This is a genomic window from Natronohydrobacter thiooxidans, assembly GCF_001884735.1.
In the GTDB taxonomy this organism is placed as follows: Bacteria; Pseudomonadota; Alphaproteobacteria; order Rhodobacterales; family Rhodobacteraceae; genus Roseinatronobacter; species Roseinatronobacter thiooxidans_A.
This window is the reverse complement of the sequence record NZ_MJAP01000032.1, coordinates 129,804-153,005: the sequence shown is the minus strand read 5'-3', so window position 1 is coordinate 153,005 and position 23,202 is coordinate 129,804. Positions and strand designations below refer to the sequence as shown.

The window sequence follows — 23,202 nt, the reverse complement described above, 5'->3', positions numbered from 1 at the left end:
CAGCGTGCGCTCAGTCTGCCTGCGCGGCGGTCATATCCAGATCAGGCAGCAACGCCCCGTCGCGCAGGCTGTCGAGGGCGGCGAGCAGCGCAGCCCGCCCGCCGAGTTGCGCCTCATACTGCAAGGCCGCGCAGGCGGAGCGGGTATAAAGAGCGGGGTCGGCGGCGGCGGCGCGGGCGAAATCGAACGGGTTTGCGACCAGCCGCACCGGCGGGGCCGCACAACGTTCCACACCGGCGCCGGGGTGCAGATGGGCAGGGTCATCCGAGACGATCACGGCAAGCCCTTCATCCAGCCATGCGGGCAGGCGTCCGTTCAGCGTGGCGATCAGCCCCGCGCGGTGGTGGATCACGACATGGGCCAGTTCATGGCGCAGGATCTCGGGCCTGGCCCCGTGGGGGGCGATATAGACCACGGCGCCGAAAGGGGTAGAGATGGTCAGCCCCGCCGCGTTGCGCAGGCCCAGCCGGGCGGCGCAATCGGCATCAGTGCAGAAGATCAGGCGCGGCGGAACCTCTGTCGGGCCGAGTTCGCTGGTAACGTGGTGCAGGGCCTGCGCGGTCAGCGCGGCGAGTTCGGTCTGCCGGTCGGGGGTGGTGCCTTGCTGCACAAGCATCCCGTTGCCCAAAGCCTGCAGCCCGAAACAGGCGGGGCAGAGGGCGGCGGGCAGGATCGGATAGGCAAATCCAAGCGCCGCGCCGCCGAGCAGCGCGAGCGCCACCAATGCAAAGGCAAGGCGGCGCAATGCGGCCAGCATCAGCGCCCCTGCCCCCGCAGGATCTGGCGCAGCATCCCGTGCAGGGTCTGCACATCGGCGCGGGTCAGATGCAGCCGCGCCCACATATTGCGCAGATTGAGCCGCATGGCCTGCGCTTTCTCGGGCGGGTGGAAAAAGCCTGCCTCCTCCAGCCGGTCCTCGAAATGATCGCCCAGTTTCTCGCGCTCGATGGCGGTGGCGAAATCGGTTCCGGCCATGGCCATGATCTCAGGCGGCACCTCATGACCAAGCCGGGCATATTCATAGGCCACCAGCAGCACGCATTGCGCAAGGTTCAGCGAATAGAAAGCCGGGTTCACCGGTACAGTGATGATGGCATTGGCGCGGGCCACATCCTCGTTTTCCAGCCCCGCACGTTCCGGGCCGAAGAGCACCGCCACGCGCTTGCCCGCAGCCGCAAAAGCGCGCGCTTCCTGCATGGCGCGTTCCGGCGTCAGCACGGGTTTCGTCAGCCCGCGCCCGCGCGCCGTGGTTGCATAGACATAATCGCAATCGCCAATCGCCTGCGGCAAAGTGTCGAACACGCCCGCGCGGTCCAGCACCGGCGAGGCGCCAGAGGCCATGGCCGTCGCCTTGGGATTGGGCCAGCCGTCGCGCGGGGCCACCAGCCGCATCCGCGCGCAGCCGAAATTCAGCATCGCACGGGCGGCGGCGCCGATATTCTCGCCCATCTGCGGGCGCACCAGCACCATGACAGGGGTGGGCGCGTCGAAAAGCTGGTCATCCTTGGGGGTCATCGGCGCTCTGGGCTGTTTTTCGGAAACTGCCCTGCCATAGCGTCCGGAGCACCCTGCTGCAAGCGCGGGGCCGCTTGTTTCCCCAAAGTCTGCGGGCTAGAAGAGCCCAGTTTCCCAGATGAGGTGCCTCATGAGCGCGGATATCCCCCAGCTATACCTGATTACCCCGCCCGTGATCGATCTTGCGGTTTTTCCCGACAGGCTGGCGCGCGTGCTGGACGGGGCCGAGATCGCCTGCCTGCGGCTGGCGCTGGCCAGTCAGGACGAGGACGCGATCCTGCGCACGGGGGACGCGCTGCGCGAGATTGCCCATGCGCGCGATATCCCGCTCGTGATTGCCGATCATGTGCTGATGGTCGAGCGGCTGGGGCTGGACGGGGTGCATCTGCAGGGCGGACATACGCGCATCCGCAAGCTGCGCGAGAGCATGGGGCAGGATGCGATCATCGGGGCATATTGCGGGTCGCTGCGCCATGACGGGATCACCGCAGGCGAGGCAGGCGCGGATTACGTCAGTTTCGGCCCGGTGGGGGCGCAGGCGCTGGGCGACGGGCAGGTGGCCCCGCGCGACTTGTTCGAATGGTGGTCCGAGATGATCGAATTGCCGGTGGTGGCCGAAGGCGCGCTGAGCCGCGATCTGGTGGGCAGCCTGGCACCTGTGGTCGATTTTCTGGCCATCGGAGAGGAGATCTGGTCGCAGGAGGATCCTCTGGCGGCGCTGCGGGAACTGACGGAGGCGTTGCGGTAAAGGGGGGGCGGAAACGTAGGCTGAGGGCGCATTGGAGCCCGTTTCGCCAGATGCTGCGCAGCAGACGGGTGGCCGCTTCGTGCTAACCTCCCATAAACCGCCGTCTTGCCTCTACGGCTATGTTGTAGCGTTGCTGAAGGTCGGCGATCAGGGCCATTGCAACGCGTTTGGCGTCATCGCCCTCTGCTTCCCTGTAGCTTTGCTTCGCGGCCTCCAGCAGTTTCTTGATCTTGAATTCCTCAGGCAGTGTGCCTGCTTCGGCCATTATGCGGACAGCCACTGCTGCCGCCATGTCGGTAAACGCCTCGCCCGAGCGGTCGGGCAGCGGTTTCCCCTCGCCTTCAAGGCCGCGTAACTTGCCCTCTGCGAGGGCTTTCTGGATCTGCCGCTCCACGAGCCGGTTAAGAGACTGGGTCATGCTGTATTACTGCCTTCTTACTGGTGTCGCCGAGGCAACTATAGCGTAGAAACAAAGCCGACTTTGGAAGTTCTGCGCCGAACGGCAGCTTCTCCCGCAAAGCTGCCTGTCACCACATCAACCCCCTGTCTCACAACAACCAGTCCTCAAACACCCACCAGACCACCTCCCCCGAACCCCGCGCGCACCGCCTCTTCGCAGGCCAGCGCCAGTGCCTTGCGGTCGGGCAGGTCGGCCACGCGGATGGGGGGATGGAAGACCAGCCGCACCTGCCCGGCGCGGGGCATGGCCAGCACCTGCAGCAGATGGCTGCCGAAATCCATATGCCCCCACCAGCCCAGCGCGCGCGGGTCGGCCCCTTCGGGGGCGGAATAGGTGACACTGACCGGCTGAACCTGCAGGCTATCGCGCAGGTCCGGAGCCAGAAACGCCTCGAACAGGGTGGTCTTGAAGGGCAGCACCCGCAACCCGTCGGAACTGGTGCCTTCGGGAAAGACCAGCAGGCGGTGTCCGGCCTGCAGGCGGGTTTCGAGCATGGATGTGTGCTGCGCGGCCTCGCGCCGGTCGCGGCGGATGAACACAGTGCCGGTGGCGCGCGCCAGCCAGCCGATGCCGGGCCAGTCCGCCACTTCGGCCTTGGACACGAAATAGACCTGCGTTGCGCTGTTGAGCACGAAAATATCCAGCCAGGAGCTGTGATTGGCCACAAGGGCCGCGTGCCCGGTAACGGGCTGGCCCTCGATGCGCAGCGAGAGGCGCAGGATGGCGAGGGTCGCACGGCAAACGACCTGCGTCAGGGGCGCGGTCAGGGGGCGGCGCAGCCCGAAAACCGGGCGCTCGATCAGGCGCAGGATCATGTGCAGGGCCAGCCCGCCGAAGATCGCGAGGGCCATCAGGCCAAGGCGCAGCGCCACGCGCGGCCAGGTGGCGGGTGCGATTCTGGCCTGTGGCGGCGGCAGGTCGGAATGCCAGGTCATGGCGCGGCCAGCCCCGCAGGGCCGCGCGCCGCAAGGCTGCGCGCCTGCGCGGTCAGTTGGGCCGTATCGAGGATGATGCAGACATCGGTGGTGCGGAATTCATGGTCGATGAAGACGCCTTCGCCCACCATGCTGCCAAGCCGCAGATAAGCACGCAGCAGCGAGGGCATCTCGCGCATGGCCTGCTTGCGGTCGAGTTCCGCGAAGGGAAGCGGTTGATAGCCATTGGGCTGGGTGGCGCGCACGCGCAGATGCGGCGGGGCGAGATAGAGATGGTGCAGGCAGGCCAGCGATTGTGCGAAGGCGGCCGGGTTCGTGCCGGGAAAGCTGGCCGCGCCGAAGAGGATCCCGATGTCGTGCTGGCGGACATAATCGGCAAGGCCCTGCCACATCTGCAACATGCCCACCCCGCCGCGATGCGCCGGATCGATGCAGGATCGGCCCAGTTCCAGCAAGCGCCGCCCCGACCGGTGCAGGGGGGACAGGTCGAACTCGGCGTCGCAGTAGAAGCGTCCTGCCTGTGCCAAACGGGTGTCGGGCAGCAATCTGTAGGCGCCGATCACATGGGTCTCGGAGGCCGGATCGCGGCTCTTGTCGACCAGAAGCAGATGGTCAAATACAGGATCAAGCGCGTCGCATTCGAGTTTGCGGACATGATCGACCAAGGGGCCGTCGCCGCCCATCTCCTCGACGAAGACGCGGTAGCGCAGGCGCTGCGCCGCGCGCAGATCGGCGGCGCAGCATGCGAGCCGGACCGCGAAAGGGCCGGCGCTCGCGCCCTGCCCGGAAATTGCGGAGATACTGCTGCTCATTCTGCCCTGCCCGGCTTGCTTTCAGACCGCCCGAGAGAGAGAAAAAACACTGTGTTTCCAGAAAGGCACTTGCCTGCAATCATGGGCTGTGTGAGCCTATAGATCGTTTTCAAAGACAAGGATCAACTCCACAGATGCGGCATTAATGACCTTTTTACCCGCTTCGGGGAAAGTGACGGTCACAGTGGTACCGATACGCGACTGTACTTGCCCGACGCCCCATTCGGGGTGCTGCGGGTGTCGCACGAACATTCCGGGGGCAAGAACAAGATGGCTCATCCTTCATTCCATAGCCTTGGACGTCAGACAGATCAAACGCCAAACGTCTCTGCTGACCTCACGGCGCTGGTGGCCTCGCGGATTTGTCATGATCTGGTCAGTCCGATGGGCGCGATCAGCAACGGGCTGGAACTGCTGAACATGGCGCAGCGTGGCTCCAGCCCGGAACTGGAGCTGATTTCCGACAGCATCCAGAACGCGACGACACGGCTGCGCTTCTTCCGCATCACCTTCGGCGCGGTCTCGGAGGATCAGGGCATGTCGCGGGCGGAGATTCTGTCGGTGCTGAAGGAGATGGACAAGCTGCAGAAACAATCGATCCGCTGGGACAGTCAGGCCGAATTTTCGCGGCGCAGGGTCAAACTGATCTTCCTGCTGATCATGTGTCTTGAAACCGCCCTGCCCTGGGGGGGCGAGATCCGGATCGAGGATTGCGACGGGGGGGTGCACCTGACCGGCCTCTCGGAACGGCTCAAGATTGACGACGAGCTCTGGTCCGCGCTCTGGCGGGGGCATTCGCAGGTGCCGATCACCTCGGCGCGGGTGCATTTCGCCATTGCCATGGCCGAGATCGCCGCGCAGGCTGCCCGCCTGTCGGTGACGCAGGATCACGCGGCGCTGCGCCTTTCGCTGCGTTTCGCAGTGTAGCCTTTCCTGCGCCTCCTGCCCGGCGGCGGGGGTCAAGCTTCCGTGATGAGTGGAGTTTCGCCCATCTGAACACTGGCGGATGACAGGTCCGAGGAATCTGCTAAATTGGTGGAGTGGTGTGATTCAAACACTCTGGAAAGGACAAGAAATGACAAAACTGATTTCAGCGGGCCTGCTGGCTGCAGTACTTGCAGTGGCAGGTTGCCAGATGACCCAGACCGAGCGCAGCGTCGTTGGCGGTGTCGCCGGTGCAGCCGGTGGTCTGGCTGTTGCCAATCTGCTGGGCGCGAACAGCAACTGGACCATCATCAGCACCGTTGCGGGTGCGGCTGCTGGCACGCTTCTGGCGCAGAACACCCAGACCGGGCGTTGCGCCTATGCGCGCGGCGATGGCACCTATTACGAGGCCGCCTGCCCCTGATCGCGCCCGCATCAACGAAGAAAGCCCCGGCATGGTCCGGGGCTTTTTTCTTGGGCAGGGGTCAGGCAGCTGACAGCCGCTGTTCGGCCAGTTCCACCCAGTAGCTGCAGCCCGCCGGGATGATCGCATCGTTGAAATTATATTGCGGGTGGTGCACATCCGCCGTGTCGCCATTGCCCACAAGGATATAGGCCCCCGGACGTTCGTTCAGCATATAGGCGAAATCCTCTCCGCCCATGACCAGCGGCGCGGTCGCGCAACTCCCGGTGACGGCATTGGCCGCGCGGATCGCATGGTCGGTCTCTGCCGCGGAATTGACCATGACCGGATAGCCGGGGCGGTAATCGACGCGGGCCTGAGCACCGAAGGTCGCGGCACTATGTTCGGCGATGGATTTGAGGCGCGTCTCGGCCAGCGCGCGCATCTCGGCGCTGAGGGTACGCAGGGTGCCGCGCAGGGTGACATGCTGGGGGATCACGTTGAAAGCCTGGCTTTCTGTGACGAAGGAGGTGACCGAGACCACGATTTCCTGCGTCGGATCGGCATTGCGGCTGACGATGCTTTGCAGTGCCACCACGAGATGCGCGGCCACAAGCGTGGTGTCGATGCATTGGTGGGGTTTGGCGGCATGGCCGCCGCGCCCCTCGATGGCGATTTCGAACTGGTCGGTGGCGGCGAAGAACGGCCCCGGACGGATCGCGAATGTGCCCTCGGACACACCGGGCCAGTTATGCATGCCGTAGACTTCCTGAATGCCGAATCGCGACATCAGCCCGTCGCGACACATCACAGCGCCGCCGCCGCCGCCTTCTTCGGCGGGCTGGAAGATCACCACCACCGTGCCATCGAAATTGCGCGTCTCGGCCAGATATTTCGCCGCCCCGAGCAGCATGGCGGTGTGGCCGTCATGGCCGCAGGCATGCATCTTGCCCGCCTCTTTCGAGGCATAGTCGAGTCCCGTGGCTTCGTGGATGGGCAATGCGTCCATATCCGCGCGCAGCCCCACCACACGCCCCGATGCCGTGCTGCGCCCCTTGATCACGCCCACGACGCCGGTGCGCCCGATCCCTTCGACCACTTCATCGCAGCCAAAATCGCGCAGTTTCCCGGCGACAATTCCTGCGGTGCGGTTGCAATCGAACATGAGTTCGGGATGGGCGTGGAAATCCCGCCGCCAGGCGGTGATTTCGGGCAGAAGTTCGGCAAAGCGGTTCTTGACGGGCATGGGCAGTCCTTCGCAAACGGGGTCTTGCGCCAGCATCGCACAGACGCCGCGCCGGTTCCAGCCGATGCCAGCGTTAGGCCGCGTCACTGCGCGCAAATTGATCGATACTGTAACCCTGCAGATAGAGCAGTGCCGTCAGATCGCCATGGTTGATGCGCAGATCGCATTGTGCCGCGACCGCAGGCTTGGCGTGCAGCGCGACCCCGGATCCGGCACGGCCCAGCATGCCCAGATCATTCGCGCCATCGCCCACGGCCATCACCTGCTGCGGCGTGATCCCGAGCCGCGCGGAAATCTCGTCAAGCGCCGCGACCTTGGCTTCGCGCCCGAGAATCGGCTCGGCGACACTGCCGGTCAACTGGCCATTCTCGATATGCAGCGTATTGGCGCGGTGCTCGTCAAAGCCCAGAGCCTGCGCGACATGGCTGGTGAAGGAGGTGAACCCGCCGGACACAAGCGCGGCATAGCCGCCCTGCGCCTTCATCGTGGCGATCAACTCGCGCCCGCCGGGTGTGAAACTGATGCGCGAGGCCAGAACCTTGGCGATCACATCGGCATCAAGCCCCTTGAGCAGCGCCACGCGTTCCCGCAGCGCCGAATTGAAATCCAGCTCGCCATTCATCGCGCGTGCCGTGATCCCCGCAACATATTCCCCGACGCCCGCTTCATCGGCCAGTTCATCAATGCATTCCTGCCCGATCATGGTGCTGTCCATATCGGCCAGAAGCATCTGCTTGCGCCGTCCTTCGACAGGTTGGACGGCCAGATCGATGCCCAGCGCCTGCATGTCCTCCCAGACATGCCAGAGATTATCCGGCCGGGCGGGCAGGGAAAATTCGGCCGCGATTGCGGGATTGAGCCAAAGCGCAGCACCGCCGCCCCAGGCATTGCGCAGCGCTTCCACCGTCGCGGCATCGAGCTTCGGCGTGGCGGGATTGGTCAGAAGCGTGGCGACATACATTTTCCGGGCGATCCTCTGGGCAAGTTTCCGATGGTGAACAGGCTGCGTCGTTTTTGCGCGCTCAAGCGGCGCTCTAGTGCAATTTTCCATCTTGCGCCAGTGCGGAACGCGGCGTAATGGCGGTAGCGGGACACCCTTCCCCAACGAAGGGCATATATCTGGAAGGATACCATGACTGGACCTGCACAACCGGCCAAGCGCCCGGCAAATCCGCGCTTCTCTTCTGGCCCCTGCGCCAAGATCCCCGATTTCACGCTTGATCTGCTGGCTGATGCGCCCCTTGGGCGGTCGCATCGCGCGGCGGTGGGCAAGGAAAAGCTGCTTGCCGCGATCGAGGGCACGCGCGAGATCCTTGGCGTGCCGAGCGATTACCGGATCGGGATCGTGCCTGCCTCGGATACAGGCGCTGTCGAAATGGCGATGTGGTCGCTTCTGGGCGCGCGCAAGGTGACAATGGTCGCCTGGGAAAGCTTCGGTGCAGGCTGGGTGACGGATGTGGTCAAGCAGCTGAAACTCGATGCGGATGTGCGCACGGCGGATTACGGGCAGATCGTCGATATGGCCTCGGTCGATTATGATAGCGATGTGGTGTTCACATGGAACGGCACCACCTCGGGCGTGCGGATGGCCAATGGCGACGAGATCCCTGCGGACCGCGCGGGGCTGACGATCTGCGATGCCACCTCGGCGGCCTTTGCGATGGATCTGCCCTGGGACAAGCTGGATGTGACGACCTTCTCCTGGCAGAAGGTGATGGGCGGCGAGGCGGCACATGGCATGCTGATCCTGAGCCCGCGCGCGGTGGAGCGGCTGGAAAGCTACACGCCCGCATGGCCGCTGCCGAAGATTTTCCGCCTGACCAAGGGCGGCAAGTTGATCGAGGGCATTTTCAGGGGCGAGACGATCAACACGCCCTCGATGCTGGCGGTCGAGGATTATCTGGTGGCGCTGGACTGGGCGCGCCGCATCGGCGGGCTGGAAGCGCTGATCGCGCGCTGCAACGCCAATGCGGCTGTGATTGCCGAGTTCTGCGCGGCGCATGACTGGATCGCCAATCTGGCGGAAGATCCGGCCACGGCCTCGACGACCTCTGTCTGCCTGAAATTCACCGATCCCTCAATCGCGGATGGCGCGGCTTTCGCCAAGGCTGTGGCCAAGCGGCTGGAGAAGGAAGGCGTGGCCTTTGATATCGGGGCCTATCGCGATGCGCCTGCGGGGCTGCGTATCTGGTGCGGGGCCACGGTCGAGACATCTGATGTCGCAGCACTTATGGGCTGGCTCGACTGGGCCTATCACGCCGAACGCGCCGCCCTCGCGGACGCGGCCTGATCAACCAGCGGTGCGTGCAGAGCACGCACCCTACGCCTCCTCTCCCCTCCCCCGTAGGGTGCGTGCTTGGCACGCACCACCCCCCAAATGAAGGAGCCACACTCATGGCACCCAAGGTTCTCGTCTCTGACGCCCTCTCTGAAACCGCCGTCCAGATCTTCCGTGATCGCGGCATCGATGTGACTTTCGAGCCGAAACTCGGCAAGGACAAGGAGCGTCTGCTCGACATCATCGGTGAGTTTGACGGTCTCGCCATCCGCTCGAATACCAAAGTCACGGACAAGGTGCTGGAAGCCGCGACCAATCTGAAAGTCGTGGGCCGCGCCGGGATCGGTGTCGATAATGTCGATATCCCTGCCGCGTCCAAGAAGGGCGTGATCGTGATGAACACGCCTTTCGGCAATTCGGTCACGACCGCCGAACACGCCATCTCGCTGATGATGGCGGTTGCGCGCCAGATCCCCGAGGCCAATGCCTCGACCCATGCGGGCAAATGGGAGAAATCGCGTTTCATGGGGGTGGAGTTGTTCAACAAGACCCTGGGTGTGATCGGGGCTGGCAATATCGGCGGGATTGTCTGCGACCGCGCGCTGGGGCTGCGGATGAAGGTCGTGGCCTATGACCCGTTCCTGTCGGAAGAACGCGCGACCAAGCTGGGCGTGACCAAGGTCGAGCTGGACGAGCTTCTCGCCCGTGCCGATTTCATCACCCTGCATGTGCCGCTGACCGACAAGACCCGCAATATCCTGTCGGCCGAGAATATCGCCAAGACCAAGAAGGGCGTGCGCATCATCAACTGCGCGCGGGGCGGGCTGATCGACGAGGATGCGCTGGCCGAGGCGCTGAAATCGGGGCATGTCGCGGGCGCAGGGCTGGATGTGTTTGCGGTGGAGCCCGCCACCGAGAGCCCGCTTTTCGGCATGCCCAATGTCGTCTGCACGCCGCATCTGGGGGCCTCGACCACCGAGGCACAGGAGAATGTCGCGTTGCAGGTCGCCGAACAGATGGCGGATTACCTGATCTCGGGCGCGGTGCAGAATGCGCTGAACATGCCCTCGGTCACGGCGGAAGAGGCGCGCGTCATGGGGCCCTGGCTGAAACTGGCGCAGCATCTGGGCGCGTTTGCGGGCCAGTTGACGGAAGAGCCGATCAAGGCCATCAACATCCTCTATGATGGTGCGGTGGCCGAGATGAATCTCGACGCGCTGAGCTGCGGGGCGATTGCCGGGATCATGAAAGCCTCGAACCCTGATGTGAACATGATTTCGGCGCCGATTGTCGCGAAAGAGCGTGGCGTGAAGATCTCGACCACGACCCAGGCGAAATCGGGGGTGTTTGACGCCTATATCAAGCTGACCGTGGTCACGGATACGCGCGAGCGCTCGATTGCGGGAACGGTATTTTCCGATGGCAAGCCGCGCTTCATCCAGATCAAGGGCATCACCATCGACGCGGAAGTGGGGGCGGATATGCTCTATACCACCAATCGCGATGTGCCGGGGATCATCGGGACATTGGGCCAGACCATGGGCGAGAATGGCGTCAATATCGCGAATTTCACGCTGGGGCGGAGCTCGGCGGGGGCGGATGCAATTGCGTTGCTCTATCTCGATGCGCCCGCGCCCGAGGCGGTGCTGGACAAGCTGCGCGCGACCGGCATGTTCAAGCAGGTGCGCCCGCTGGCCTTCGACATCGCCTGATGGCACAAAAGGCGGCGCGGCGTGTTGTCGTCGCGTCGCCACGCCCTGACGGAGCCCGCCATGCGCAGCTATGCGATCGGAGATATTCACGGCCAGCTGGCTCTGCTGCAGCAGGCGCATGCCTGGATCGAGGCGGACCGGAAGCGCAGCGGCGATCAGGATGCGCCGGTCGTGCATCTGGGCGATCTGGTGGATCGCGGCCCCGACAGTGCCGGGGTGATACGCCTCCTGCGCGAAGGGATTGCCGGGGGGGCGCCCTGGGTGGTGCTCAAGGGCAATCATGACCGGCTGTTCGAGCGGTTTCTGACCAGCCCCGACTGGGCTGATCCCAATCTGCGCCCGGAGGTGAGCTATCTGCATCCGGGCATTGGCGGGGCGGAAACGCTCATGTCCTACGGGCTCTACCGGCGTAGCAGTTTCTATCTCGATGAGGCCCGGCAAGAGGCGCTTGCCGCGGTGCCGCCCGAGGATATTGCCTTTCTGGAAGGACTGCCGCTTTCGCACCGGCAGGGCGCGGTGCTTTTCGTGCATGCAGGCATCCGCCCCGGCGTGCCGCTGGACGCACAGACTGAACAGGATTTCCTGTGGATCCGCGAACCATTCCTGAGTGACACGCGCGATCACGGGCCGCTGATCATCCATGGCCATACCGCGATATCGCAGCCGGTTCATTACCGGAACCGGGTCAATATCGACAGCAGTGCGGCCTATGGCGGGCCGCTGACCGCTGTCGTGATCGAGGGGCGGCGGATCTGGCGTTTGAGCGAGGACGGGCGCCGCGATCTCGATCCGGTGTGACCTATCGTAAGGTGCGTGGTGACCACGCACCTTACCGCTTGACGATAGCCCGGCGCCTCAGCCCCAGGGGTTTTGTCGCCCGGCGGGCGCCGCCGAGCGAACCCCGCTCTCTTGCGCCAGTTGCACCAGGGCTGCGATGCGGTTCTCTGTATTCGGGTGGGTCGAGAACAGCTTGTCGCGCTTATGGACATGCAGCGGGTTGATGATGAACATATGCGCCGTCTGCGGGTTCTGCTCTGCCCGGTCGAAATCGATACGCGAGGCGAAGCCCTGAATTTTCTCCAGTGCCGAGGCGAGCCAGAGCGGGTTGCCGCAGATGGCGGCGCCCACGCGGTCGGCTTCATATTCGCGCGAACGCGAAATGGCCATCTGCACGATCGCGGCGGCCAAGGGCGCGAGGATCATCACGGCAAGCACGGCAATCACCCCCCCTGCGCCCTGATTGCGCCCGCCCCGGAAGATGAAGGCGAAATTCGCCAGCATCGAGATGGCGCCCGCGAAAGTCGCGGTGATGGTCATGATCAGAGTATCGTAATTTCTGATATGCGCCAATTCATGCGCCATGACGGCGGCCACCTCCTCGCGTGACATGCGCGCAAGCAGCCCCGTTGTCGCGGCCACGGCGGCATTCTCCGGGTTGCGGCCGGTGGCGAAGGCGTTGGGCTGGTCCTCATGGATCACATAGACCTTCGGGCGCGGCATGTCGGCGTCATCGGCCAGTTGATGCACCATGCGCTGCAGGTCGGGATGGACCTGGCTGTTGCATTCCTGCGCATTATGCATCCGCAGAACCGCCTTGTCGGAATTCCAATAGGCATAGGCATTCATGCCTGCCGCCACGGCAAGGGCGATCAGCAACCCAGCCCCGCCGCCAAGCAGATAGCCCACGCCCATGAAAAGCGCGGTCATCGCAGCCATCAGCATGGCGGTCTTGGTATATCCCATCATCGCGAAACCCTCTGAACCTGTGCAGGATATGGGTCAGGAGAACAGCTGATGCAAGATTTCCGGGCGCGGTTCAGCTGCCGAAATTCTCGATTGCACGGAAATCCATCTGTTCGAGAAGCGGGATCATCACTTCTGGCGCAGCCCCTTCGGCACTCAGCAGGACACGGTTGCCGATCATGGCTTTCAGGCTGTTCTCCTCGCGCAGGAAGCGCACGCGGTTGATGCGCTCGACCTGTCCGCCCATCTGCGCGATCATCGCGGAATTGCCCAGCATCATGCCAAATTGCGCCACGAAGGGGTTATCAGCCATGAGGCTGAGTTCAAACTGGCCATCGGGGCCAGTGTAATTGGCTTTCGCGATTGTCCCGCCGCCCATGAAGCCCAGCATCTGGCCCGCTTCGGTGTCGATCTCGCGCGTCCAGCCCTCGGGCGCATCCGGCAGGAACGCCGCGAGGCCCTGCGCTTTCATATCGGCCAGAAGGCGCTGCGCCTCGACCAGTTCATCCTCGGCATATTGCAGATCGCCGTCGCGGTAAGCCTCAATCGCGGTTTCGAGCGCGTCGATGAACGGGTCGGACAAAACCGGCCCGGAAATCAGTCCGGCGATCAGGACAGTTGACAGAAAGGTCTTCATGAAATCCTCCATTGCTCATCTGCACTGTGCCTTATGCGGTAGTCCCGGGCAAGGCATGCGTCAGGCGAGCAGCCCCTTGTGGCTAAACACCTCGCGCAGGTCGCTCTGCGGGCGCGCGCCGATATGGCTGATCACCTCTGCCGCCGCCAGTGCCCCCATGCGCCCTGCGGTCGCCATGTCGCGCCCCGTGGCCAGCCCGTAGAGAAGGCCCGCCGCGAATTGATCACCCGCACCGGTGGCATCGACGGGCACAGTGCGGGTGATCGGGATTTCCACCCGCGCGCCTTGCTCGAAAATCCAGACCGGATCGCCCGAACGGGTGCAGATCACCAGATCGCAGTCGCGCACCGCCTGCGCCAGCGCGTCGTCCAGATCATTGGTCTGATAGAGCGAGACCCATTCCTGCTCATTGCCGATGACATAATCCATGTCGCGCGCGACCAGTTCGCGGAAGTCCGAGCGGTGGCGGTCAACGCAGAAGGGATCCGAGAGCGCAATCCCGGCCTTGCCACCCGCGCCCCGGCAGGCGCGCGCGGCTTTGAGGAAGGCTTGCTTGCCCTTGTCCTTGTCGAAGAGATAGCCCTCAAGATACACGATCTCGGATGCGGCCATCACGGCGTCATCCACATCCTCGGGGCCGAGTTCGGCGGAGATGCCCAAGTAGGTGTTCATCGAGCGCTCGCCATCGGGGGTGACGAAGATCATGCTGCGAGAGGTGGGGGCTTCGCCGACCGCGACGGGGGGATTGACGAAATCGGTGCCTGCGGCCTGGGTATCTGCCGCGTAGAACCGGCCCAGCGCATCGTCATTCACGCGCCCGACAAAGGCCGCTGTCAGCCCCAGCGCGCCCGCGCCAGCCAGCGTATTGGCGACCGAGCCGCCCGAGGCTTCAGCACGCTCTTTCATCGCCCCATAGAGCAGTTCGGCGCGTTCGCGTTCGATCAGTTGCATGATCCCCTTGCGGATGCCCATGTGATCCAGAAACAGGTCATCGACCGTCGCGATCACATCGACAATCGCATTGCCGATCCCGGCGAGTTGATAGGGCTTCATAGGGTCTTTTCCTCAAAAGGGCAGAGATCGCGGATCAGGCAGGCGCTGCACAGGGGCTTGCGCGCCTTGCAAATGTAGCGGCCATGCAGGATCAGCCAGTGATGGGCGTGGAGCTGGTATTCAGCGGGGATATTATCCTCGATGGCGCGTTCGACCGCATCGACATCGCGTCCGGGGCAAATGCCGGTGCGGTTGCCGACGCGGAAGATATGGGTGTCGACCGCCTGCGCGGGCATGCGCCACCACATGTTCAGCACCACATTGGCAGTTTTGCGCCCGACACCGGGCAGCGATTGCAGCGCGGCGCGCGAAGAGGGCACTTCGCCGCCATAATGATCGACGAGGATCCGGCTCAGCTTGATGACGTTCTTCGCCTTGTTGCGAAAGAGCCCGATGGTCTTGATATGCTGGATCACGCCTTCTTCGCCCAGCGCGAGCATTTTCTCGGGTGTGTCAGCGACAGCGAATAATCCGCGCGTGGCCTTGTTCACGCCGACATCCGTGGCCTGCGCCGAGAGCGCCACCGCCACGACGAGCGTATAGGCGTTGACATGCTCCAGCTCGCCCTTGGGTTCAGGGTCTGCCGCGTGGAAGCGGGCGAAGATCTCGCGGATCACTGGGTAATCGAGCTGTTTTGCCATCGCAGCGTCTATGCCTTGCTGTGCCTGTGGGGGCAAGAGTTCACGCGCGTGCCATTGCACCAAGATCGAGCGCGCCAGTGTCGCGCATCAGCGCGCGCACTGTATCGGTGAAATATTCGCCATCTCCGGGATGGCTGTCGCCCTGATGGATCACGAGCGGCGGCAGCAGCGTGAAGGGCGCGCGCCCGCCTTTGCGCGCCTGCACGATCACGCGCCGCGCGGGGCGTTGCGCGCGCGCGGCCAGCGGCAGCACGGTGCAGGAGGCGCGCGGCAGGAAACCCGCCAGCAGATCCGGCAGGCGTTCGGTCAGGTGGATGAAGCTGACATAGCCCCCGTCCCGGCAGCGGCGCAGGGCCGTGTCGATCCACAGCGCCAGCGGCGTGTCTTCGCGCAGGGCGCGGTCACGGCCCTTGTCCTGCGCGCGGGGGCCGTGAGAGGCGTAATAGGGCGGGTTCGCGATCACATGATCGAAGCTCTGCGCGCGCAGCGCCTCTGGCAGCGCCGTCAGATCGGCCTCGATCATCTGCATTGCAGCCCCGTTCTGCGCGGCATTCCGTCGCGCAAGGGCGGCGTAATCGGGCTGCAACTCGACCCCGGTCAGCGACAGCCCGGTGACGCGGGCGTGCAGGCAGAGGCTCGCGACGCCCACCCCGCAGCCGAGTTCCAGCACGCTCTCGCCGGGCTTTGCGGGCACGGATGCGGCCAGAAATACAGGATCTGTCGCGGCGCGGTAGCCGATGCGCGGCTGCCAGACCATGACGCGGCCATTCAGGAACGCATCCTGCGTCAGATCGTCAGTCATGCAAGGGAATGCCATTGTCGCGCAGGATCGAGACGGCCATGAAGTGATCTTCGCGCCGCACCATCAGCCGCCGCGGCATCATGCCCAGGGTCGATTCCAGCGTGTGCATATGGACGTCAATATCAAACACCTCTATACCTTCACCTTGGAGGAGCGCCGTCGCATACGGGATGATCGTCGGGTCAGTCGTGCGCAAGAGTTCTTTCATGTGGCGAGTGTATTTCCCCCAGCTTCGGTTTGTCGAGACAGGATGCAATGAACAAGATGTCCCCTTCGCCGGCCGCGCAGGCCCCGCATGACCAGCTTGCGGCCTATCTCGCAGCCGATCTGGATCAGGTCAATGCCCTGATCCGCGAGCGCATGGCCTCGGAACACGCGCCGCGCATTCCGGAAGTCACGGCCCATCTGATCGAGGCGGGCGGCAAGCGGATCCGGCCGATGCTGGTGCTGGCGGCGGCGCAACTGTGCCAGTATCGTGGCGACAAGCATCACCATCTGGCCACCGCCATCGAGTTCATTCACACCGCGACGCTGTTGCATGACGATGTGGTGGATGAAAGCAAGCAGCGGCGCGGGCGGGCAACGGCCAATCTGTTGTGGGACAACAAATCCTCGGTGCTGGTGGGGGATTACTTGTTCGCGCGGGCATTCCAGCTGATGGTCGAATGTGGATCGCTGCGGGTGCTGGACATCCTGTCCAACGCCTCGGCGACGATTGCCGAAGGCGAGGTGCTGCAACTGACCACGGCGCAGAATATCGCGACCACGGAAGCGCAGTATCTGCGGGTGATCGGCGGCAAGACAGCGGCGCTTTTCTCGGCCGCGACCGAGGCCGGGGCCGTGCTGGCACAAGCCCCCGAGGCGCAGGTCAGGGCACTGTTCGACTATGGCAACGCGCTGGGGATCAGTTTCCAGATCGTTGATGACTGGCTGGATTACGGGGCGGCCGGTGACAAGATCGGCAAGAATATCGGCGATGATTTCCGCGAGGGGAAGCTGACGCTGCCGGTGATCCGCGCCATTGCCGCCGCAGATGGCGAAGAGCGCGCCTTCTGGGATCGGGTGATCACACGCGGCGATCAGCGCGACGGCGATTTCGAAACGGCGCTGGAGCTTATGGCGCGTCACGGCACGCTGGAAAGCACAAGGGTCGAGGCGCTGGGCTGGGCGGCGCGGGCCAAATCCGCGCTGGAGGTTCTGCCCGATCAGCCCTTGCGCGCGATGCTGGCCGATATCGCCGATTACGTCGTGGCCCGGCTTTACTGAACAAGGCCGGTCGGAACGCACCACCAGTTCGGACGGGCGGCACTGATCGTCGCTGCCGCGCGTTCAGCGGCGTCGCGGCGGGTGAATATGCCAAAGCAGGTCGCGCCAGAGCCGGACATGCGCGCCAGCGCGCAGCCCTCTGCCGCGCCCAGCACATCAAGCACCTGCCCGATCACCGGGGCCAAAGAGATGGCCGGGGCTTCCAGATCATTGCGCTGGCCCGCCAGCCAGTCGCAAAAGGCTTCCGCGTCCGGCCAGATCGGCAATTCGTCAGGCAGTGGCGGGTTATCGCGCCGGGCAAGCGCGCGGAACACCTGCGGCGTCGGCACTTCCACGCGCGGATTGACCAGCACCAGCCAGAGCGGCGGCAAGGGCGGCAGGCAGGTGATTGCCTCGCCAATCCCGCGCATCCGGCAACTGCGCGGCTCCAGACAGACCGGCACATCCGCCCCCAGCCCCAGAACCAGCTTGCGCGAGGGCAAGGGCGTGTTCATCTGTTGCGCCAAGAGGCGCAGGCAGGCCGCCGCATCGCTGGACCCGCCACCGATTCCAGAGGCCAGCGGCAGGCGCTTGTCCAGCGTCAGGGCCAGATCGCGCGCGCCCATCAGCCGCGCGGCGCGCAGCACCAGATTATCGGCCCCGGCGCTCAGCCCCGCGCCCTCTGGTCCGGTGATCGAGAGCGACAGCCCCTGCCATGGACGGGCGCTCAGCTTGTCCCCGACCTCGGCGAAAGCCACCAGAGAATCGAGCAGATGATAGCCATCCTCGCGTTGCCCGGTGACATGCAGGCACAGGTTGATCTTGGCCGGCGCTGCTTCCACGGCGCTCATTGCGAGGATTCGGCCTCTTTCAATGCAGCATCCTTGCCGATTTCCAGCTTGCGGCGCACCATATCCATGTCCAGATCCGGGTGCGGCCCGAAAGAGAGCGCGCGGCGCCACTGAAAGCGCGCCTCGCGCGTGCGCCCGACGGCGTAATAGACATCGCCCAGATGGTCATTCAGCACCGGATCACGCGGCAGCAATTCGACCGCGCGTTCCATCACCGGCACGGCTTCGTCATAGCGGCCCAGACGGTAATAGGCCCAGCCCAGCGAGTCGGTGATATAGCCGCTGTCGGGCTCGCCCTCGACCGCACGTTCGATCATGTCGAGCGCCTCGTCGAGATTACGGCGCTGTTCGATCAGCGAATAGCCAAGGTAGTTCAGCACTTGCGGCTCGTCAGGCACGAATTCCAGCACCCGCCGGAACACCGGTTCCGCGCGCTCCCATTCGCCCATGCGTTCCAGCGCGATGGCTTGGGTATAAAGCAGCACCCAATGGCGCTCTTCGATCTCGTCGATCAGGTCGATGGCGCTGGCATAGGCTTCTGCCGCTTCGTCAAAGCGTTCCTTGCGCCGCAGCATGTCGCCCAGCGCGGAAAAGACCTGTACCGAGTCGGCGCGCGCGGTGGACAGGGCAAAGAGGCTGTCAACCGCCGCCTCTTCCTGTCCCGACTGAAAGAGCGCATTCGCGCGGCCAAGCTCGGCAGAGAGGTATTCGGGGCTGTCTGCGGGCATGGTGGCGTAGATCTGATCGGCCAGCGCATATTGCCCGGCGCGTTCCAGCAGATTGCCAGCCAGAAGGATCGCATCGGCCAGATCAGGACGCAGCGCCAGCGCAAGACGCGCATGGATCAGCGGCGCCCAGGCGTCCCGCCCGCCCACAAGCGCAAGGGCAAGCGTGAAATAGACTTCGGCCATCCCGTCGCGGGCCGAAGCGATTGTGGTGAACGGAACCGGTGTTTCGGCGGCGAGATCGGCGACAAGCCCCGCCACCTCGTCCGGCGGGGAAGAGCCGAAGGCATCTTCAGCCAGCGCGCGCGCCTCGTCAAACTGGCCAAGCTGCGAGAGCACCGACAGACGGGCGACGATGCCCCGGCGCGGCATGACCGCGACCATGGCTTCCTCGTCGGCAAAAAGCGCATTCGCCCCTTCCATATCGCCGACCAGTGCCAGGGCAAGCGCCTTGTGATAGAGCGCGAAGGCGGCGATCTGCGGGTGCTGTTCAATCGTGGCATCGAAGGCCGCGAGCGCGTCCGACATGCTGCCAAGCCCGAGTTCGGCCCAGGCGACGCCGACGGAATCGTTCAGCGGCCCGGCCTGACGCCCGGCTTCGGCCGCGCTGATCACCGCCTCATAATCACCGCGCAGGAACTCGGCAGCCTGCAGCACGGCCGCACCGGTCGAGGAGAGATCACCCGCTTCCTCGGCCTCGGTAGCGAGTTCAACGGCGCGCGCAAAATTGCCGCTGGCCAGATGCCCCTGCAATGCAAGTTCGCGGAACATCGCATTGTCGGGATCCGAGGCCAACGCGAGATCATAACTCTGCGCAAGCTGGGCGAAATTGTCGTCGCTGAAGGCAACCGCCCCGGTCAGATAGGCACCGGCAAGCGTTCCCGGCTCAAGAATATCGGGCTGCGCCGCGACCCTGGGTGCCGGAACGACGCCGAGCAGAGCAAGAGCCAGAACAGGCGCGACGGCACGGAAGGAAAAAGACACGGCGAAAAGGCTCCATCGGCTTGGGGTTGATGCAAGACTAGGGCGCACCCGCCGCCGAGGCAATCGCAAGCCGATCAATTTCCCCCGTGTCGCGCTCACATATTCGGATAATTCGGCCCATCCCCGCCCTGCGGCGTGACCCAGTTGATATTCTGGCTGGGATCCTTGATGTCGCAGGTCTTGCAATGCACGCAATTCTGGAAATTGATCACGAAGCGCGGATCCTTGCCCTCTTCACTGACCACCTCATAGACGCCTGCCGGGCAGTAGCGCTGCGCGGGTTCGGCATATTTCGGCAGGTTCACGCTGATCGGGATGGAGGGGTCTTTCAGCGTCAGGTGTGCGGGCTGGCTTTCTTCATGGTTGGTGAAGGAATAGGCCACATTGGTCAACCGGTCGAAGGACAGAACGCCATCGGGTTTGGGGTAATCGATGGGTTGGTGATCTTTCGCCTCGCCGGTCGCGGCGGCATCGGTCTTGCCATGCGACATGGTGCCGAAAAGCGAAAAGCCCAGCGTGTTGGTCCACATATCGAACCCGCCCAGCGCGAGCGAGGGCATCAGCCCCCATTTCGACCACATGGGTTTGACATTGCGGACTTTTTTCAGGTCTTTGCCGATCGCGCCTTCGCGCACGACCTTTTCATAGGCGGTCAGTTCATCGCCTTCGCGCCCTGCCTTGATCGCCTCATGCGCGGCTTCTGCGGCGGCCTTGCCCGAGAGCATGGCATTGTGATTGCCCTTGATGCGCGGCACATTCACCAGCCCTGCCGAACAGCCCAGAAGCGCGCCGCCGGGGAAGGTGAGTTTCGGGATCGACTGAAAGCCGCCCTCGCTGATCGCGCGCGCACCGTAAGCCACGCGCTTGCCGCCTTTCAGCAGTTCCGCGACCATCGGGTGATGCTTGAAACGCTGGAATTCCTGATAGGGCGAAAGATAGGGGTTCTGGTAATTCAGATGCACCACGAAACCGACCAGCACCTGATTGTTCTCGAAATGATAGATGAAGCTGCCGCCGCCCGCATTCTTGCCAAGGGGCCAGCCCATCGTATGGGTGACAGTGCCTTCGCGGTGCTTCTCCGGGTCAATCTCCCAGATTTCCTTCATGCCGAGGCCGAATTTCTGCGGCTCCTTGCCCTTGGACAATTCGTATTTCGCGATCACTTCCTTGGACAGCGATCCGCGCACGCCCTCCGACAGGAACACATATTTGCCGTGCAGTTCCATCCCCGGCTCGTAGCCATCGCCCGGCGTGCCATCGGGGTTCTTGCCGAACTCGCCCGCAACCACGCCTTTCACCCGCGCGCCGTCATAGACGAGTTCAGAGGCCGCCATGCCGGGGAAGATCTCGACACCCAGTTCCTCGGCCTGTTCGGCCATCCAGCGGCAGACATTCGCCATCGAGACGATGTAATTGCCGTGATTGTTCATCAAGGGCGGCATCGGCAGGTTCGGGACGCGCAATTTGCCCGCCTCGCCCAGCATGTAGAAATTGTCATGCTTGACGCCGACCTTGATCGGTGCGCCGCGTTCCTTCCAGTCCGGGATCAGCGCATCAAGGCCCGACGGATCGAGCACCGCGCCCGACAGGATATGCGCGCCGACTTCGGAGCCTTTCTCCAGCACCACGACGGACAGGTCGCTGTCCAGTTGCTTGAGACGGATCGCGGCGGACAGGCCCGCAGGCCCCGCCCCCACGATCACAACGTCATATTCCATCGCTTCGCGGACAATCTCGGACATCTCTGCTCCTGTTCTTGCGCGTGGCAGGGCGTGTTGGATATTTTCTTGCGCATCAGCCCTATCCCAGCCAAAGGCGCAAGGTCAATCCAGACGCGGCGTCGCAGCATCAGATCGCGACCTTGCGCCGCAATCTTGGCTGATGCGTCATTCCCCTTGCAATCCGCATCCGTGTGCGCTCAGATGGTGTGAACGCAAAAGACAGCCCCGGTCCCGCCGAGGGCGGTCTTTTTACTTCTGTAGGGACGAGACATGGAAAAACTGCCCCTGACCCGCGCCGGTCAGCACATGCTGGATACCGAACTGAAAAAGCTCAAATCCGAGGAGCGTCCGGCCATCATCCGCGCCATTGCCGAAGCGCGGGAACATGGCGACCTGTCGGAGAATGCCGAATATCACGCCGCCCGCGAGAAGCAGAGCTTCATCGAGGGGCGGATCAAGGAGCTTGAATCCATCCTGTCGCGCGCAGAAGTGATTGACCCGGCGAAGCTTTCGGGCGCAGTGAAATTCGGCGCGACCGTCACGTTGGTTGACGAGGATACCGAGGAAGAGCGCAAATTCCAGATTGTGGGCGAACCCGAGGCCGATCTGGAAAAGGGCCTTCTGAACCTGAAATCCCCCCTTGCCCGCGCCCTGATCGGCAAAGACGAGGGCGACAGTGTCGAAGTGCAGACACCGGGCGGGGCGCGCAGCTATGAGATCCTCTCGATCCGCTATATCTGACGCGGGGGGCGGTGCCCCCGCTGGCCGCGCCGCGCGGGGCATGGATCCGCGCGTGGCGCGGGTCTTGGGGCTGCTGCTGTGGATTGCCGCCGGGCTTGGTTTCGCGGCGCTGGCAGATTTCGAGACGATGGATCCGCTGACGCTGGCAGCCCTGACGCTGGCCTGTTTCATGCCGGCGGTGGTGATCACGCTGGGGCTGCTGGTGGCGGCGGCCACTTGGTCACTCAGCCATGAGACGCGCCATCTGCAGGGCAGTATCGACGAGCTGCGCCAGTCGCTTCTGCAGCGCGAGACCGGCACCGCCACGGCCCCCGTTGAGGCGGCGGGCGCGCTGAGCGATCTCAAGGCCGCGCAGGCCGAGGCGGAAACTGAACTTGCGATGTTCTTCTCGCAGCGGAGGCGGCCCGAGGCGACGGCCCCGGCGCCCGTGCTGCCCGAACAGTCGGCCATGTTTTCCGAGGGCGAGAACCGCGCCCTTGGTGCCCTGCCCGCAACGGATGAGCTGATCCGCGCGCTGAACTTTCCCGAGAATGAACATGACGCGGCGGGTTTTGCCGCGATGCGGGTGGCGCTGGCCGATCCACGCCTCTCGCCACTGATCCGGGCGGCGCAGGATGTGCTGACGCGGCTGGCGCAGGAAGGCATCTATATGGATGACCTGCGCCCCGACCGCGCGCGGCCCGAATTCTGGCGTGCCTTCGCCCATGGCACGCGCGGCGCGCTGATCGCGCCCCTGGGCGGGATCCGGGACCGGTCGTGTCTGGCCATTACCTCGGGGCGGATGCGCTCGGACCCCGAGTTTCGCGCCGCCGTGCATCTCTTCCTGCGCGAATTCGACCGGGTGTTTGCCCAGATGGAAGCACAGGCCGATGACAGCCAGATCACGGCTTTCTCGGATACGCGCACCGCCCGCGCCTTCATGCTGCTGGGCCGGGTTTCGGGCGTTTTCTCGCGCTGAGCCCGCCATTGCGGCGCGGCGCGGATCCCATTGCATCTGATCGGCCCCGGCTTCATCTTGCAACAAAA

At 64.2% G+C, this 23,202-nt stretch carries 26 protein-coding genes; 9 read left to right on the top strand and 17 right to left on the bottom strand.

The features are described from left to right. Positions 1-10: 10 nt before the first annotated feature. Together BG457_RS13310 and BG457_RS13305 are read right to left on the bottom strand one after the other, a co-directional pair. Positions 11-757 (bottom strand): hypothetical protein, encoded by a 747-nt coding sequence (locus BG457_RS13310; protein ID WP_071797649.1) that lies wholly within the window; start codon positions 755-757, stop codon positions 11-13. Continuing rightward, positions 757-1,515: an RNA methyltransferase gene (locus BG457_RS13305; protein ID WP_071797648.1), complete on the bottom strand. Its 759-nt coding sequence runs from the start codon at positions 1,513-1,515 to the stop codon at positions 757-759. The genes BG457_RS13310 and BG457_RS13305 overlap by 1 nt, the downstream gene beginning before the upstream one ends. A gap of 130 nt (positions 1,516-1,645) precedes the next feature. Here BG457_RS13305 and BG457_RS13300 point away from each other — a divergent pair, with 130 nt between their 5' ends. Next, entirely contained in the window at positions 1,646-2,263 is a 618-nt protein-coding gene (locus BG457_RS13300; protein WP_071797647.1) for a thiamine phosphate synthase, read from the top strand. Between the two features lie 82 nt (positions 2,264-2,345). On the opposite strand, the gene BG457_RS13295 is transcribed toward BG457_RS13300, so the two are convergent. The 4 genes from BG457_RS13295 to BG457_RS13280 form a co-directional block, all read right to left on the bottom strand. After that, positions 2,346-2,681, bottom strand: a complete 336-nt coding sequence (locus BG457_RS13295; protein ID WP_071797646.1) for a DnaJ family domain-containing protein — start codon at positions 2,679-2,681, stop codon at positions 2,346-2,348. A gap of 146 nt (positions 2,682-2,827) precedes the next feature. Next, positions 2,828-3,658 carry a lyso-ornithine lipid O-acyltransferase gene (olsA, locus tag BG457_RS13290; RefSeq protein ID WP_071797645.1) on the bottom strand — a complete coding sequence of 277 codons (831 nt, stop codon included), beginning with the start codon at positions 3,656-3,658 and terminating at the stop codon, positions 2,828-2,830. After that, the gene (olsB, locus tag BG457_RS13285; protein WP_071797644.1) at positions 3,655-4,470 is read right to left on the bottom strand and encodes an L-ornithine N(alpha)-acyltransferase; all 816 of its coding nucleotides are present in this window, start codon (positions 4,468-4,470) and stop codon (positions 3,655-3,657) included. The genes olsA and olsB overlap by 4 nt, the downstream gene beginning before the upstream one ends. A 96-nt stretch (positions 4,471-4,566) precedes the next feature. After that, positions 4,567-4,749, bottom strand: a complete 183-nt coding sequence (locus tag BG457_RS13280; protein ID WP_071797758.1) for a DUF3553 domain-containing protein — start codon at positions 4,747-4,749, stop codon at positions 4,567-4,569. Positions 4,750-4,854: 105 nt separating this feature from the next. On the opposite strand from BG457_RS13280, the gene BG457_RS13275 reads away from it, so the two are divergent. Together BG457_RS13275 and BG457_RS13270 are read left to right on the top strand one after the other, a co-directional pair. Beyond that, a complete protein-coding gene (locus tag BG457_RS13275; RefSeq protein WP_175546799.1) occupies positions 4,855-5,397 on the top strand; it encodes a histidine phosphotransferase family protein in 543 nt (180 codons plus the stop codon). A 148-nt stretch (positions 5,398-5,545) separates the two neighbouring features. Continuing rightward, positions 5,546-5,818, top strand: coding sequence for a glycine zipper 2TM domain-containing protein (locus BG457_RS13270; RefSeq protein WP_071797643.1), 273 nt, complete (start codon positions 5,546-5,548; stop codon positions 5,816-5,818). 61 nt (positions 5,819-5,879) lie between these two features. Here the strand turns inward: BG457_RS13270 and BG457_RS13265 are convergent, their stop codons facing one another. Beyond that, positions 5,880-7,043 (bottom strand): M20 aminoacylase family protein, encoded by a 1,164-nt coding sequence (locus BG457_RS13265; protein ID WP_071797756.1) that lies wholly within the window; start codon positions 7,041-7,043, stop codon positions 5,880-5,882. A gap of 73 nt (positions 7,044-7,116) precedes the next feature. Continuing rightward, positions 7,117-8,004 (bottom strand): phosphoserine phosphatase SerB, encoded by an 888-nt coding sequence (serB, locus tag BG457_RS13260; protein ID WP_071797642.1) that lies wholly within the window; start codon positions 8,002-8,004, stop codon positions 7,117-7,119. A 171-nt stretch (positions 8,005-8,175) separates the two neighbouring features. Between serB and BG457_RS13255 the strand changes: the two genes are divergently transcribed. The 3 genes from BG457_RS13255 to BG457_RS13245 all read left to right on the top strand — a co-directional run bounded on the left by BG457_RS13255 (position 8,176) and on the right by BG457_RS13245 (position 11,831). Then, positions 8,176-9,333 carry a phosphoserine transaminase gene (locus BG457_RS13255; RefSeq protein WP_071797641.1) on the top strand — a complete coding sequence of 386 codons (1,158 nt, stop codon included), beginning with the start codon at positions 8,176-8,178 and terminating at the stop codon, positions 9,331-9,333. 104 nt (positions 9,334-9,437) lie between these two features. Further along, positions 9,438-11,033 carry a phosphoglycerate dehydrogenase gene (serA, locus tag BG457_RS13250; RefSeq protein WP_071797640.1) on the top strand — a complete coding sequence of 532 codons (1,596 nt, stop codon included), beginning with the start codon at positions 9,438-9,440 and terminating at the stop codon, positions 11,031-11,033. Between the two features lie 60 nt (positions 11,034-11,093). After that, complete coding sequence (locus tag BG457_RS13245; RefSeq protein WP_071797639.1) at positions 11,094-11,831, top strand: metallophosphoesterase family protein; 738 nt, start codon at positions 11,094-11,096, stop codon at positions 11,829-11,831. Between the two features lie 57 nt (positions 11,832-11,888). Here BG457_RS13245 and htpX read toward each other — a convergent pair whose 3' ends face one another. The 6 genes from htpX to BG457_RS13215 all read right to left on the bottom strand — a co-directional run bounded on the left by htpX (position 11,889) and on the right by BG457_RS13215 (position 16,117). After that, entirely contained in the window at positions 11,889-12,776 is an 888-nt protein-coding gene (gene htpX / locus BG457_RS13240) for a zinc metalloprotease HtpX (protein ID WP_071797755.1), read from the bottom strand. A gap of 73 nt (positions 12,777-12,849) precedes the next feature. Further along, on the bottom strand, positions 12,850-13,413 hold the full coding sequence (locus BG457_RS13235; protein WP_071797754.1) for a hypothetical protein: 564 nt from the start codon (positions 13,411-13,413) through the stop codon (positions 12,850-12,852). Positions 13,414-13,473: 60 nt separating this feature from the next. Further along, positions 13,474-14,466, bottom strand: coding sequence for an adenosine kinase (locus tag BG457_RS13230; RefSeq protein ID WP_071797638.1), 993 nt, complete (start codon positions 14,464-14,466; stop codon positions 13,474-13,476). Continuing rightward, positions 14,463-15,107, bottom strand: a complete 645-nt coding sequence (gene nth, locus BG457_RS13225; protein ID WP_071797637.1) for an endonuclease III — start codon at positions 15,105-15,107, stop codon at positions 14,463-14,465. The genes BG457_RS13230 and nth overlap by 4 nt, the downstream gene beginning before the upstream one ends. Before the next feature lie 40 nt (positions 15,108-15,147). Next, positions 15,148-15,909 carry a tRNA1(Val) (adenine(37)-N6)-methyltransferase gene (locus BG457_RS13220; RefSeq protein WP_139257740.1) on the bottom strand — a complete coding sequence of 254 codons (762 nt, stop codon included), beginning with the start codon at positions 15,907-15,909 and terminating at the stop codon, positions 15,148-15,150. Next, positions 15,902-16,117, bottom strand: coding sequence for a putative signal transducing protein (locus tag BG457_RS13215; protein ID WP_071797635.1), 216 nt, complete (start codon positions 16,115-16,117; stop codon positions 15,902-15,904). Before BG457_RS13215 ends, BG457_RS13220 begins: the two co-directional genes overlap by 8 nt. 56 nt (positions 16,118-16,173) lie before the next feature. On the opposite strand from BG457_RS13215, the gene BG457_RS13210 reads away from it, so the two are divergent. Continuing rightward, positions 16,174-17,175: a polyprenyl synthetase family protein gene (locus BG457_RS13210; protein WP_071797753.1), complete on the top strand. Its 1,002-nt coding sequence runs from the start codon at positions 16,174-16,176 to the stop codon at positions 17,173-17,175. On the opposite strand, the gene BG457_RS13205 is transcribed toward BG457_RS13210, so the two are convergent. From BG457_RS13205 to BG457_RS13195, 3 genes are all read right to left on the bottom strand, one after another. After that, positions 17,169-18,005 carry a 4-(cytidine 5'-diphospho)-2-C-methyl-D-erythritol kinase gene (locus tag BG457_RS13205; RefSeq protein WP_071797634.1) on the bottom strand — a complete coding sequence of 279 codons (837 nt, stop codon included), beginning with the start codon at positions 18,003-18,005 and terminating at the stop codon, positions 17,169-17,171. The two genes, BG457_RS13210 and BG457_RS13205, sit on opposite strands and share 7 nt — an antisense overlap. Beyond that, positions 18,002-19,714, bottom strand: a complete 1,713-nt coding sequence (locus BG457_RS13200; protein ID WP_071797633.1) for a tetratricopeptide repeat protein — start codon at positions 19,712-19,714, stop codon at positions 18,002-18,004. The genes BG457_RS13205 and BG457_RS13200 overlap by 4 nt, the downstream gene beginning before the upstream one ends. Positions 19,715-19,809: 95 nt before the next feature. Next, positions 19,810-21,456: an electron transfer flavoprotein-ubiquinone oxidoreductase gene (locus tag BG457_RS13195; protein WP_071797632.1), complete on the bottom strand. Its 1,647-nt coding sequence runs from the start codon at positions 21,454-21,456 to the stop codon at positions 19,810-19,812. Between the two features lie 249 nt (positions 21,457-21,705). On the opposite strand from BG457_RS13195, the gene greA reads away from it, so the two are divergent. Together greA and BG457_RS13185 are read left to right on the top strand one after the other, a co-directional pair. Continuing rightward, complete coding sequence (greA, locus tag BG457_RS13190) at positions 21,706-22,176, top strand: transcription elongation factor GreA (RefSeq protein WP_071797631.1); 471 nt, start codon at positions 21,706-21,708, stop codon at positions 22,174-22,176. A gap of 52 nt (positions 22,177-22,228) precedes the next feature. Then, positions 22,229-23,134: a hypothetical protein gene (locus tag BG457_RS13185; RefSeq protein ID WP_139257738.1), complete on the top strand. Its 906-nt coding sequence runs from the start codon at positions 22,229-22,231 to the stop codon at positions 23,132-23,134. Positions 23,135-23,202: the final 68 nt, after the last annotated feature.

Excerpts from the sequence above, each read along its gene's own strand:
- BG457_RS13205 (WP_071797634.1), bottom strand. The coding sequence starts at position 18,005 with ATGAGCGCCGTGGAAGCAGCGCCGGCCAAGATCAACCTGTGCCTGCAT.
- BG457_RS13305 (WP_071797648.1), bottom strand. The coding sequence starts at position 1,515 with ATGACCCCCAAGGATGACCAGCTTTTCGACGCGCCCACCCCTGTCATG.
- serB (WP_071797642.1), bottom strand. The coding sequence starts at position 8,004 with ATGTATGTCGCCACGCTTCTGACCAATCCCGCCACGCCGAAGCTCGAT.
- olsA (WP_071797645.1), bottom strand. The coding sequence starts at position 3,658 with ATGACCTGGCATTCCGACCTGCCGCCGCCACAGGCCAGAATCGCACCC.
- BG457_RS13255 (WP_071797641.1), top strand. The coding sequence starts at position 8,176 with ATGACTGGACCTGCACAACCGGCCAAGCGCCCGGCAAATCCGCGCTTC.
- BG457_RS13220 (WP_139257740.1), bottom strand. The coding sequence starts at position 15,909 with ATGACTGACGATCTGACGCAGGATGCGTTCCTGAATGGCCGCGTCATG.
- BG457_RS13310 (WP_071797649.1), bottom strand. The coding sequence starts at position 757 with ATGCTGGCCGCATTGCGCCGCCTTGCCTTTGCATTGGTGGCGCTCGCG.
- BG457_RS13300 (WP_071797647.1), top strand. The coding sequence starts at position 1,646 with ATGAGCGCGGATATCCCCCAGCTATACCTGATTACCCCGCCCGTGATC.
- BG457_RS13195 (WP_071797632.1), bottom strand. The coding sequence starts at position 21,456 with ATGTCCGAGATTGTCCGCGAAGCGATGGAATATGACGTTGTGATCGTG.
- BG457_RS13275 (WP_175546799.1), top strand. The coding sequence starts at position 4,855 with ATGGGCGCGATCAGCAACGGGCTGGAACTGCTGAACATGGCGCAGCGT.
- BG457_RS13235 (WP_071797754.1), bottom strand. The coding sequence starts at position 13,413 with ATGAAGACCTTTCTGTCAACTGTCCTGATCGCCGGACTGATTTCCGGG.
- BG457_RS13230 (WP_071797638.1), bottom strand. The coding sequence starts at position 14,466 with ATGAAGCCCTATCAACTCGCCGGGATCGGCAATGCGATTGTCGATGTG.
- nth (WP_071797637.1), bottom strand. The coding sequence starts at position 15,107 with ATGGCAAAACAGCTCGATTACCCAGTGATCCGCGAGATCTTCGCCCGC.
- serA (WP_071797640.1), top strand. The coding sequence starts at position 9,438 with ATGGCACCCAAGGTTCTCGTCTCTGACGCCCTCTCTGAAACCGCCGTC.
- BG457_RS13280 (WP_071797758.1), bottom strand. The coding sequence starts at position 4,749 with ATGAGCCATCTTGTTCTTGCCCCCGGAATGTTCGTGCGACACCCGCAG.
- BG457_RS13295 (WP_071797646.1), bottom strand. The coding sequence starts at position 2,681 with ATGACCCAGTCTCTTAACCGGCTCGTGGAGCGGCAGATCCAGAAAGCC.
- greA (WP_071797631.1), top strand. The coding sequence starts at position 21,706 with ATGGAAAAACTGCCCCTGACCCGCGCCGGTCAGCACATGCTGGATACC.
- htpX (WP_071797755.1), bottom strand. The coding sequence starts at position 12,776 with ATGGGATATACCAAGACCGCCATGCTGATGGCTGCGATGACCGCGCTT.
- BG457_RS13245 (WP_071797639.1), top strand. The coding sequence starts at position 11,094 with ATGCGCAGCTATGCGATCGGAGATATTCACGGCCAGCTGGCTCTGCTG.
- BG457_RS13215 (WP_071797635.1), bottom strand. The coding sequence starts at position 16,117 with ATGAAAGAACTCTTGCGCACGACTGACCCGACGATCATCCCGTATGCG.
- olsB (WP_071797644.1), bottom strand. The coding sequence starts at position 4,470 with ATGAGCAGCAGTATCTCCGCAATTTCCGGGCAGGGCGCGAGCGCCGGC.
- BG457_RS13210 (WP_071797753.1), top strand. The coding sequence starts at position 16,174 with ATGTCCCCTTCGCCGGCCGCGCAGGCCCCGCATGACCAGCTTGCGGCC.
- BG457_RS13265 (WP_071797756.1), bottom strand. The coding sequence starts at position 7,043 with ATGCCCGTCAAGAACCGCTTTGCCGAACTTCTGCCCGAAATCACCGCC.
- BG457_RS13270 (WP_071797643.1), top strand. The coding sequence starts at position 5,546 with ATGACAAAACTGATTTCAGCGGGCCTGCTGGCTGCAGTACTTGCAGTG.